At 70.2% G+C, this 10,210-nt stretch carries 9 protein-coding genes; 6 read left to right on the forward strand and 3 right to left on the reverse strand.

The window, feature by feature from the left end; translation table 11 throughout:
• Positions 1–82: 82 nt before the first annotated feature.
• The 3 genes from Ato02nite_RS46530 to Ato02nite_RS46540 are packed head-to-tail and all read left to right on the forward strand — an operon-like array spanning position 83 to position 3,962.
• Positions 83–1,267 (forward strand): M23 family metallopeptidase, encoded by a 1,185-nt coding sequence (locus Ato02nite_RS46530; RefSeq protein ID WP_213013154.1) that lies wholly within the window; start codon positions 83–85, stop codon positions 1,265–1,267.
• 3 nt (positions 1,268–1,270) lie between these two features.
• Positions 1,271–2,665 carry a BNR repeat-containing protein gene (locus tag Ato02nite_RS46535; protein WP_213013155.1) on the forward strand — a complete coding sequence of 465 codons (1,395 nt, stop codon included), beginning with the start codon at positions 1,271–1,273 and terminating at the stop codon, positions 2,663–2,665.
• A gap of 10 nt (positions 2,666–2,675) precedes the next feature.
• Positions 2,676–3,962, forward strand: coding sequence for a M23 family metallopeptidase (locus tag Ato02nite_RS46540; protein WP_213013156.1), 1,287 nt, complete (start codon positions 2,676–2,678; stop codon positions 3,960–3,962).
• 88 nt (positions 3,963–4,050) lie between these two features.
• Here the strand turns inward: Ato02nite_RS46540 and Ato02nite_RS46545 are convergent, their stop codons facing one another.
• A complete protein-coding gene (locus Ato02nite_RS46545) occupies positions 4,051–5,487 on the reverse strand; it encodes an MFS transporter (RefSeq protein WP_213013157.1) in 1,437 nt (478 codons plus the stop codon).
• 63 nt (positions 5,488–5,550) lie between these two features.
• On the opposite strand from Ato02nite_RS46545, the gene Ato02nite_RS46550 reads away from it, so the two are divergent.
• Positions 5,551–6,093, forward strand: coding sequence for a TetR/AcrR family transcriptional regulator (locus Ato02nite_RS46550; RefSeq protein WP_213013158.1), 543 nt, complete (start codon positions 5,551–5,553; stop codon positions 6,091–6,093).
• Between the two features lie 29 nt (positions 6,094–6,122).
• Here Ato02nite_RS46550 and Ato02nite_RS46555 read toward each other — a convergent pair whose 3' ends face one another.
• Complete coding sequence (locus Ato02nite_RS46555) at positions 6,123–7,148, reverse strand: Gfo/Idh/MocA family protein (protein WP_213013159.1); 1,026 nt, start codon at positions 7,146–7,148, stop codon at positions 6,123–6,125.
• Positions 7,149–7,224: 76 nt separating this feature from the next.
• Between Ato02nite_RS46555 and Ato02nite_RS46560 the strand changes: the two genes are divergently transcribed.
• Positions 7,225–7,644, forward strand: a complete 420-nt coding sequence (locus tag Ato02nite_RS46560) for a hypothetical protein (protein ID WP_213013160.1) — start codon at positions 7,225–7,227, stop codon at positions 7,642–7,644.
• 9 nt (positions 7,645–7,653) lie between these two features.
• Here the strand turns inward: Ato02nite_RS46560 and Ato02nite_RS46565 are convergent, their stop codons facing one another.
• Entirely contained in the window at positions 7,654–9,117 is a 1,464-nt protein-coding gene (locus Ato02nite_RS46565; protein ID WP_213013161.1) for a GGDEF domain-containing protein, read from the reverse strand.
• A gap of 112 nt (positions 9,118–9,229) precedes the next feature.
• Between Ato02nite_RS46565 and Ato02nite_RS46570 the strand changes: the two genes are divergently transcribed.
• Complete coding sequence (locus Ato02nite_RS46570; RefSeq protein WP_213013162.1) at positions 9,230–10,054, forward strand: methyltransferase domain-containing protein; 825 nt, start codon at positions 9,230–9,232, stop codon at positions 10,052–10,054.
• Positions 10,055–10,210 lie beyond the last annotated feature (156 nt).

Here is a 10,210-nt window from a genome sequence, read left to right on the forward strand (position 1 = left end):
AACGTTCGTCCCTCTAACGTTCATGCCCCTAACGTTCGCCCGACGAACGTTCGTAAGCCTAACGTTAGTCGTCCTAACGTTGGTGGCGCTAACGTTCGGCGTCCTTGCGATTCCGGGCCGAGCCTCGGCTGCCTATGCGGCTCGGTGCCCGGCGGCCGGGTCGATCTCGCAGGGCTACCACAGCGGGCACGACGGCATCGACATCGCCAACGCGCTCGGCACCCCGATCTACGCGGTCGGCGCAGGGACCGTCACCGCCTCCGGGCCGGCCCAGGGCTACGGCCAGTGGATCCGGATCAAGCACGCCGACGGCAGCATGACCGAGTACGGCCACATGTATCAGCGCGATGTTGCGGTCGGCGTCACCGTCACCGCCGGGCAGCGCATCGCGCTGATGGGCCAGGAAGGTGAGGCCACCGGCCCGCACCTGCATCTGCGCACCTATGCCACGGCCGGTGACGCGAGCGGCATCAACCCGGCCGACTATCTGCTCGCCCGCGGTGTCACCGTTCCGTGCACCCCGACCAGCCGCAACCCGCAGACGGTGGGCTACTACAACTCGGGCGACGCCACATTCCACCTGAGCAACACCAATGCGAGTGGCAGTTCGACGTACGCGTTCGGGTTCGGCCCGGCCAACAGTGCGATCACGCCGGTCGTCGGGGACTGGGACGGCAACGGTAAGGACAGCGTCGGCTATTACGACGCGCGCGACGCGACGTTCCACCTGAGCAACGACCTGGCCAGTGGCAGTTCGGACTATGCGTTCGGCTTCGGCCCGGCGAACAGCGCTGTCCGGCCGGTGGTCGGTGACTGGGACGGCAACGGCAGGGACAGCGTCGGCTACTACGACTCGCGCGATGCGACGTTCCACCTGTCCAACAATCTGGCCAGTGGTAGCTCGAACTACGCGTTCTCGTTCGGGCCGGCCACCACGGCGGTCCGCCCGGTCATCGGTGACTGGAACGGGGACGGCAAGGACAGCATCGGTTACTACGACACCCGGGACGCGACGTTCCACCTGTCCAACAACCTGGCCAGCGGCAGCTCGAACTACGCGTTCGGGTTCGGGCCGGTGAGCACGGCGGTCGAGCCGGTGGTCGGTGACTTCGACGGGAACGGCACGACGACGATCGGCTATCACGACACCCGGGACGCGACGTTCCACCTCAGCAACGAGCTGGCGAGCGGAAATTCCGATCTCGCCTTCGGGTACGGGCCGACCGGCACCGCCATCAAGGGCGTCTTCGGTGACTGGAACGGCTGACCGATGAGATTCGTACGCCTCTGCCTGGCCGCCGTGATGCTCCTCGTCGCGGCGGTCCCGGGATCGCCGGCCCTGGCCGGCGCGCCCGCGGTGACCATGATCAGTGACACGGTCCTCGACCCTTCGGCGCTCTACTTCGAGTCCTACCAGGGGTTGGTCAACAACGAGTCGTTCCAGCAGAGCGGGATCCTGAGCTACGCCGGCCGGCAGTACGCGGCCTGGTACACCTCGACCCGCTCGGTGGTCGTGGGGCGGCGCTCGCTGCCGTCCGGCGCTTGGCAGACCCTGACGCTGCCGCACCAGCTCACCGTGAACGACTCGCACAACACGATCTCGCTCGGCGTCTCGACGGCGGACGGGCGCCTGCACGTGGCGATGGACACCCACAACACCGCCGTCTTCTACGCGAAGTCGGAGGCTGGTCTGGTCTCCGCGCCGGGCGACCACCCCTGGACGGCCGCCGCCTTCGGGCCGATCCAGCGCACCCTCGACGGCATCGACCTGGGTGCGATCACGTATCCCCGGTTCCTCTCCGCTCCCGGCGGTGTCCTGCAGCTCAGCTACCGGACGGGGGCGTCGGGCAACGGCACGGAGGAACTTGCCGAGTACGACGGTGGCGGCTGGCACGCGCTCGGCCGCTGGCAGACGGCCGCGGGAACCTACTCGACCAGTACGACCCGCAACCTCTACCCGCACGGCTTCACCTACGACGCGGCCGGCCGTCTGCACGCCGCGTTCACCTGGCGGGAGGGCGGGACCGGGGTGCTCTGCCGGCCCGGCGGCCTGTCCAACCACGACACCGCGTACGTCTACAGCGACGACCGCGGCCGCACCTGGCGCAACGATGCCGGCGCCGTGGTGGCCCGCACCGGCGGGTCGCCGCAGCTGGCGCTGGACAGCCCGGGCATCGTGGTCGACCCGCTCGACGTCGACCATGCCCTGATGAACGACGAGAGCCAGGACGTCGACTCCGGCGGCAACCCGCACGTGGCGATCAGCTATGTGCCGGGGCGCTACCTGTCCTGCGTCTCGAACTACGCGAGCCAGCGGGCCGCGTACGCCCGCCTCTTTCATCTTTTCCGCGACGCGGCCGGGGTTTGGCACAAGGCCGAGGTGCCGGAGCCGCTCGGCTCGACCAACCGGTCCCAGCTGGTCCTCGACTCGCACGACAACCTCTACCTCGTCATGCCCTACGGCCGGATCGTCAGCGCGAGCGCGGCGAGCGGCTGGACCGACTGGACGGTCCGGTTCGACGGGACGGCCCTGAACGCCTTCGGCGAGGTGCTCGTCGACCGGTCCCGGATCGAGACCGAGGACGTGCTGTCGGTCTTCTACCAGCAACGCTCCCGCGGAACGACCCCGTCATCCCTCAAAGTCGCCGACTTCCGGCTCTCCTGAAAGGACTCCGATGCTTCGGAAACCGCTCACCGTGGCGGCCGTGTTCGCCCTGTTCCTCGCGCTCTTCGGCGCCCCGGCGCAGGCCCTGCCGGCCAAGCCGCTCTTCCAGCTGCCGCTGCCGTGCGGCCAGACCTGGGTGCTGTTCAGCTACGCCAGCCACAACCCGGCCGACCGCAAGATCGACATGCAGAGCCTCTCCGGTACGACCACCGGCACCAACGTCCTCGCCTCGCTCGGCGGCACCGTGCACGAGTGGTTCGACCCGGGCGGCCTGGAGATCGACCACGGCAACGGGTGGTTCACCGTCTACTTGCACATGCGGACGCGGTCGGTGTCGCCCGGCACCCGGGTCGCGCAGGGTCAGAAGATCGGCGAGGTCGGCAACGTGGGCACGACCGAACCGCACCTGCACTACGAGCTGCTCTACGACAGCAACGGCAACGGGGACGGGGAGAACGGCGAGATCGTCACGGCCGCGTTCAACGGCGTCGAGTACCCGATGGGTGCCAGCGGCCAGAACTCGTACAACGTGACCAGCCGCAACTGCGGCGGTGCCGCCGGCAGCCCGCAGACGGTGGGCTACTACAACTCCGGCGACGCGACATTCCACCTGAGCAATACGAATGCGAGCGGCAATTCGACGTACGCGTTCGGGTTCGGTCCGGCCAACGTCGCGATCACGCCGGTGGCCGGTGACTGGGACGGCAACGGCCGGGACGGGGTCGGTTATTACGACTCCCGGGATGCGACGTTCCACCTGTCCAACGACCTGGCCAGCGGCAGTTCGGATTATGCGTTCGGGTTCGGCCCGGTCAACAGCGCGATCCGGCCGGTGGTCGGTGACTGGGACGGCAACGGCAAGGACAGCGTCGGTTACTGGGACGGGCGCGACGGCACCTTCCACCTGTCCAACAACCTGACCAGCGGCAGTTCGAACTACGCGTTCTCGTTCGGGCCGCCCACCGTGGCCGTGCGTCCGGTGGCCGGTGACTGGAACGGCGACGGCAAGGACGGCATCGGCTACTACGACACCCGCGATGCGACGTTCCATCTGGCGAACGCGCTGACCAGCGGGAGTTCGAACTACGCGTTCGGATTCGGGCCGGTCAGCACCGCGGTCGAGCCGGTCATCGGTGACTTCGACGGCAACGGCACGACGACCATCGGCTATCACGACACCCGGGACGCGACGTTCCATCTGTCGAACACGCTGACCAGCGGGAACTCCGATCTCGCCTTCGGCTACGGCCCGACCGGCACCGCCATCAAGGGCGTCTTCGGCGACTGGAACGGCTGACCGGTAAGGACAGAGGGCAGGTAGGTAAATACCCACCTGCCCTTTGTCCGGACAAACTGTGTTCGCGCTGCGCTTGTTCTTACAAAGGTCACACCTCGACCGGCGACAACTCCGGCAGCACCTCGGCCGGGCGATCCGGCGCCACCGCCCGCTTCGCGGTCGGGACCAGCAGGGCCACCACGATTGCGGCCACCGCGATACCGCCCAGGATCAGGAACGACTCGGTGAAGCCCGACTCGGCCGGCAGCCCGGCCACGCCGGGGTGGCTGGTGACGATCGAGCTGACGATCGCGGTGCCGATGCTGGCGCCGATGGTGCGGATGTTGGTGTTCATGCCGGACGCGACGCCGGTCTGGTGCATCGGCACGCTCTGCACGATCAGGCTGATCATCGACGAGTAGATGAGGCCCAGGCCGATGCCGAAGACGCCGCCGGCCACGGCCACCGCCGCCTTGTCGGAGTGCGCCAGCGCCAGCGAGAAGCAGGAGATCGCGGCCAGCACCGCGCCGATCACCAGCTGCGTCTTGCTGGAGAGCCAGCGGGTCAGTGGGCCGCTCAGCGAACCGAACACCGCCATGGTCACCAGCATCGGCAGCATCAGCAGACCCGCGCCGGTGACGGTCGCCCCGAATCCGTACCCGGAAGCCTTCGGCACCTGCATGAGCTGCGGCAGGAAGGCGAAGATGCCGAACATCGCGGCGCCGAAGAGCAGGGCCACCAGGTTGGTGGTCCAGACCGCCGGCAGGCGCATCATCCGCATGTCGATCAGCGGGTTGGCCGAGCGGAGCTCGGCGGCGAACCAGGCGGCGAGCAGGACCGCCGCGGCGACCAGCAGGCCGATGGTGCGGCCCGAGCCCCAACCCCAGGCGGTGCCCTTGCTGAGCGGGAGGAGAAGGGCGACGAGCCAGGCCGAGAGGAGTACGGCGGACAACCAGTTCACCTTGCCGGGGGTGCGCACCGGCGACGCGGGGACCACCCGCCAGGCCAGCACCCCGACGACGGTGACCACGGCCATCGGGATCCAGAACAGCCAGCGCCAGTCGAGGGCGCCGACGATCGGGCCGGCCAGCACGATGCCGAGGCCGCTGCCGGTGGCGATGACCGCGGCCATCACGCCGACCGCCGAGGTCACCCGCTGGGGCGGGAACTCGTCGCGGATGATGCCGAACGACACCGGGAAGACGGCGCCGCCGAGGCCCTGCAGGACGCGGGCGACGATGAGGACGCCGATGTTCGGCGCCAGCGCGGCCACCAGGCAGCCGACCGCGATCGCGGCCAGCGCCATCAGGAGGGCGCGGTCCTTGCCGATCATGTCGGCGATGCGGCCGACCAGTGGGGTCGCCACCGAGGCCGCGAGCAGCCAGGCGGTCAGCACCCAGGTGACCGTTCCGGTGCTCGTGTGCAGGTCCTGCTGGATCGTCGGCAGCACCGGCGTGACCAGCGACTGCATCAGCGAGAATGCGGCAGCCGCGGCGGCGAGCACCGTGAAGGTGGCGCGCGGCGAGGACTGATAAAGTCGAGGCATGCCTCCAGATTAGTGGAGGGGGGCCTCCGGTTTGCAAGGCCCCAGCATGTGGGGAGGGTCACTATGGTTACCGTGCGTCGTCCGCAGCGGGCGGACGCCCGGCGCAACTTCGATGCGCTGCTCGCCGCGGCCCGCGACGCGTTCGCCGAGAACGGCACCGAGGCGTCGCTGGAGGACATCGCCCGGCGGGCCGGCGTCGGCATCGGGACGCTCTACCGCAACTTCCCGACCCGGCGCGACCTGTTCGAGGCGGTCTACGTCGAGGAGGTCGACCAGCTCAGCGCGGCCGCGTCGGCGGTCGCTTCGCTTCCGCCGTGGGAGGCACTCACCGCGTGGCTCAACCGCTTTGTTGCGTACGCCGTGACCAAGCGCGCCATCATCGAGGCGCTGAACCGCGAGTCGGAGATGTTCGCCGCCTGCCGCCGCACCATGTACGACGCCGGTGAACCGCTGCTGGAGCGCGCCCAGAAGGCGGGTGCGGTGCGGACCGACGTCAGCTTCGACGACCTGCTGCGCCTGGTATCCGGCCTGACCTCGGCCGCGTTCGTCGACGACACCCAGCGCGACCGGGTGATCGCCCTCGCCCTGGACGGCCTGCGCCCCTGATCAGAGCCGGCTGATCGGAGCCGGGCTGATCAGAGCTGGACGGCCGCGCCGCTGCGGGCGCTCTGGCGGGCCGCGTCCAGCACCGTCATCACGCGCACCGTGTCGGCCGGGTCGACCGGCACCGGGCCGTCACCGCGCACCGCCCGGGCGAACGCCGGGTAGAACGTGTCCCACCGGCCACGCTCGCTCGCCACCGGCGCGCTCGTCTCGCCGTGGTAGACCCGGCCCCACCGGTGCTCGTGCTCCACGCCCCAGCGGTCGCCCAGCCCGGCCGGCGACTTGCCCGCCTTGAGCAGCGCCTCCTGGCCGTCCATGCCGTTGTCGATGACGTAGGCGCCGGTCGAGCCGGACACCCGGAACCGCGGGCCCGGCGCGGCCTGCCGCCAGCTGCCCCACAGGTGCGACTCGACCCCGTTCACGTGATGCAGCGCCGCGAAGAAGTCGTCGTCGAGATCGCTGTTGCCGCGCATCTCGGCGTACACCCGGATGGCCGGACCATGCAGGAAGAGTGCCTGATCCACCAGGTGCGACCCGAAGTCCAGCAGGGTGCCGCCGCCGGCGGCGCCGATCTTGCGCTCCGGGTCCCAGCGCTCGAACCGCGACTCGAACCGCCGGACCGTGCCCAGCGCGCCCTCGGCGATCAGCTTCTGCACGGTGCGGAAGTCGGAGTCCCAGCGCCGGTTCTGGTAGGCGCTGAGCGGCACGCCCTTGGCCGCGGCGGCGTCGATGACCCCCTGCGCGGAAGCGGCGTCCAGCGCGAACGGCTTGTCGACCACCACCGCCAGGCCGTGGGCGATGGCCTCGAGCGCCAGCTCGGCGTGGGTGGCCGCCGGGGTCGAGATGGCCACCGCCTCGACGCCGGCCGCGGCGATGTCGGCGATGGTGTCGAACGCGGTCACCGTGGGCCGTTGCTCGGCGAGCTCGGCGCGGCGCTCCGGCGACTTCGTGACCACGCCGACGAAGTCGACATTCGCCGCCGAGGCCAGGAGCGGGGCATGGAAGATCCGCCCGCCGCTGCCGAAACCGACAAGCCCGAACCGCACCGCGTCGCTCATTCCGAAAAGCCTGCCACATGATCGCCGGCCACGCTGATCAAGGGCCGTGCCCGGCTATGGTCACTATGGAGGTCTGATGCTGACTGAGACACTGATCGCCCTCGGGGCAGCCGGCGGCACCGCGGTCGTCGAAGCCGCCACCACCGACGTCTGGAACACGGCCAAGGATCGCGTGGCGCGGCTGTTCGGCGGGGACCCGAAACAGGTGACGATCCTCGAGGCCCGCCTGGAGGACACCCACGAGCGGTTGGCGGCGGCCCCGGCCGACCAGGTCGATCAGGTCCGCGAGCAGCAGACCCAGGTGTGGACCACCCGGCTTCAAGACCTCCTGGAGGAGCAACCGGACACCGCTCCGGCCCTCCAGGAACTGCTCGATGACCTGGCGGAGAACTCCGGGATGACCCACACGGCCACCGCGCTCGGCACGCGCGGTGCGGCCGTCGGCGACAATGCCGACATCCGGGCCTCGCCCGGCAGCGCCGAGCCCACCCGCTGATCCGCCGGGTCAGGCGGCCAGGTTCGGCGACGGGTGGGCGAAGGCTTCCGCGCGGTTCTTGCCGGAGGCCTTGGCGGCATACATGGCGAGGTCGGCGCGGTGGGTCAGCTCGGCAACCGTGATGCCCGGTGCGGCCATGGCGACACCCACGCTGGCACCGACCGTCACGGTGGCCGCCGTCAACTCCATCGGTACGGCCAGGTCGGCGCAGAGCCGGGCGGCGATCTCGTCCGCCTCCTCGGGGCCGGACAGGTCGGTGAGCAGCACCGCGAACTCGTCACCGCCGTACCGGGCGGCCAGCCCACGACCCCGCGTCACGGCCGTCAGCCGGGCCGCCACCGCGACGAGCAGTTCGTCCCCGGCGGAATGGCCGTAGCCGTCGTTGACCTGCTTGAAGTCGTCCAGGTCGACGTTCAGCAGGGCAACCGTGCCGCCGGGGTCGCAGTTGAGCGCGTCGGCGATGGCGCGCATGAACTTCGCCCTGGTCGGCAGCGCGGTCAGCTCGTCGTGGTGGGCCTGGTGTTCCAGCTCGGCGTGCGCGTGGCAGCCGTTCTCGGCCAGCACGACCTGGTGCGACAGGTTACGGAAAGCGTCCAGCACGTCGGAGGCGACCGGACGCCGGCTGCCGACGGCGATGTAGACGTCGGCGATCGCCGGGTCGGCACCCAGCGCGTCGATGTGCCACTCGCGGAAGCCGGGCAGCAACTCGGTGAAGGTCGTCGGGTCGGTGACGGCCGCCATGCCGAGACGGCGGCCGCGGATGCCGTCCGGCGCACCGGCGGCCGTGCTCACCACGAGCCCGCCGGGGTGCCGGCGCAGCACCAGCATGGTGACGTCGGGAGTCAGGGCGACCAGGGAGTTGGCCGTGCGGCGGCCCACCTCGCGGACCTGCTCGACGTCGGTGACACCGAGCATCGCCAGCCCGGCCCGGGCCAGCAGCGCTTCCCGTGCGGCGGTGCGCTCCTGGCGGACCAGCGACAGGTAGATGCCGCGGGTCAGCACCGCCATCAGCACGATCTGCGGCAGGATGCCGAGCACCGTGGGAGAGTTCCACGGCATCATCCGGTCCCCCGAGAGCGGGGAGATCGCGATCGCCGCGGGGACCGCGATCAGCGAGCCCAGGACGCGCGTCAGCCACAGTTTCGTCGAGCCGTAGAGCGACAGGACAACCGTTGCCGCGAGGGCTATGGCGGTGCCGGCCAGCGGATCTTCCAGGCCCGAGGCACCGACGGCGATCAGGATCGGGATCGGGGCCGCGCTCCACCACGTCGACCGGCCGCGACGATAGGCAACGACCAGCAGTAGAAGGATCAGAACGATGCAGGCACCCGAAAGGCGGATGTACGCCGGGGAGCGCAGCGCGTTGCCGAGCTGACCCAGTTGGGTGAGCAGCGCCAAGCCGCCGACGACGAGCGCCACCAGCCGGATCCGGCTGAGACTCCCGTCCGCCAGCCACGACCGCCATTTCCACACCGAGCTTTCTTCGGTCGAACTGTGCCCAACCTGAGTGCGTGTAGTGATCCTTCCTGTCGGATGAGTGACCGCTGCCCGTGAAAATGCTGCCGCGTGCGTAAGCATTTGCCTCATGAAGCCCGCGCAGATGGAACGCACCCCCTTCGCCGACCTGGACAGCCAGCCCAGCGAGATGACGGCGATGCTCCTCGCCGCGCTCGATGCGATGGGCCGCCATCCGGAGATCAAGCGGGTGCGCCGGACGGCGATGGAAGCGTTGCGGCCGCAGCCGGGCGGCCGGCTGCTCGACGCGGGCTCCGGCGCGGGGGACGTGTCGCGGTGGCTCGCCGCGAAGGTCGGCACCGGCGGCGAGGTAATCGCGCTGGATTACTCGGCGGCGACCATCGCGGCCGCGTTGCAGCGGCACGACGGCAGCAACGTGCGGTACATGACGGGCGACGTCTCCGCGATGAGGCTGCCCAGCGACAGCTTCGACGGCGTCTGGTGCGAGCGGGTGCTGCAACACGTCGACGACGCGGACACGGCGATCGCCGAGCTGATCCGGGTGACCCGGCCCGGCGGCCGCATCTGCCTGATCGACACCGACTGGGAGTCGCTGGCCTTCGACGGCGTGCCGGCCCGCCTGGCCACAACAGTCATGGCCGACATGTACGGCCGCCTCACCCCGAGGCAACACGACATGGGCCGCACCCTGCGCCGCCGCCTGGTCGACGCCCACCTCACCGACGTGACCGCCACCCCGGTGACGTGCCTCTTCGGCGACCCGGCCTCCGCCGCCGTGGTGCTGCCGATGGTCAACCCGATGGTGCCGGCGGAGGCCTGGAACACCCCACCGGGCCTGCGCGACAACTGGTTCTCCCACGTCGACGAGGCCGGCGCCCGAGGCGACTTCCTGGCAGTCCTGACCATCTGGGTAGTAGCCGGAACGGTCGCCTGACCGTCTCCGCGCCGCCCGTCTCCGCGCCGCCCGTCTCCGTGCTGACCGTCTCCGTGCGGGCCGTCTCCGTGCGGGCCGTCTCCGTGCGGGCCGTCTCCGTGCGGGCCGTCTCGGCGCCGCCCGTCTCCGTGCGGGCCGTCTCCGCGCCGCCCGTCT

The organism is Paractinoplanes toevensis, assembly GCF_018332695.1.
GTDB classification, from domain to species: Bacteria; Actinomycetota; Actinomycetes; order Mycobacteriales; family Micromonosporaceae; genus Actinoplanes; species Actinoplanes toevensis.

Excerpts from the sequence above, each read along its gene's own strand:
- Ato02nite_RS46535 (WP_213013155.1), top strand. The coding sequence starts at position 1,271 with ATGAGATTCGTACGCCTCTGCCTGGCCGCCGTGATGCTCCTCGTCGCG.
- Ato02nite_RS46540 (WP_213013156.1), top strand. The coding sequence starts at position 2,676 with ATGCTTCGGAAACCGCTCACCGTGGCGGCCGTGTTCGCCCTGTTCCTC.
- Ato02nite_RS46545 (WP_213013157.1), bottom strand. The coding sequence starts at position 5,487 with ATGCCTCGACTTTATCAGTCCTCGCCGCGCGCCACCTTCACGGTGCTC.
- Ato02nite_RS46550 (WP_213013158.1), top strand. The coding sequence starts at position 5,551 with ATGGTTACCGTGCGTCGTCCGCAGCGGGCGGACGCCCGGCGCAACTTC.
- Ato02nite_RS46555 (WP_213013159.1), bottom strand. The coding sequence starts at position 7,148 with ATGAGCGACGCGGTGCGGTTCGGGCTTGTCGGTTTCGGCAGCGGCGGG.
- Ato02nite_RS46560 (WP_213013160.1), top strand. The coding sequence starts at position 7,225 with ATGCTGACTGAGACACTGATCGCCCTCGGGGCAGCCGGCGGCACCGCG.
- Ato02nite_RS46570 (WP_213013162.1), top strand. The coding sequence starts at position 9,230 with ATGAAGCCCGCGCAGATGGAACGCACCCCCTTCGCCGACCTGGACAGC.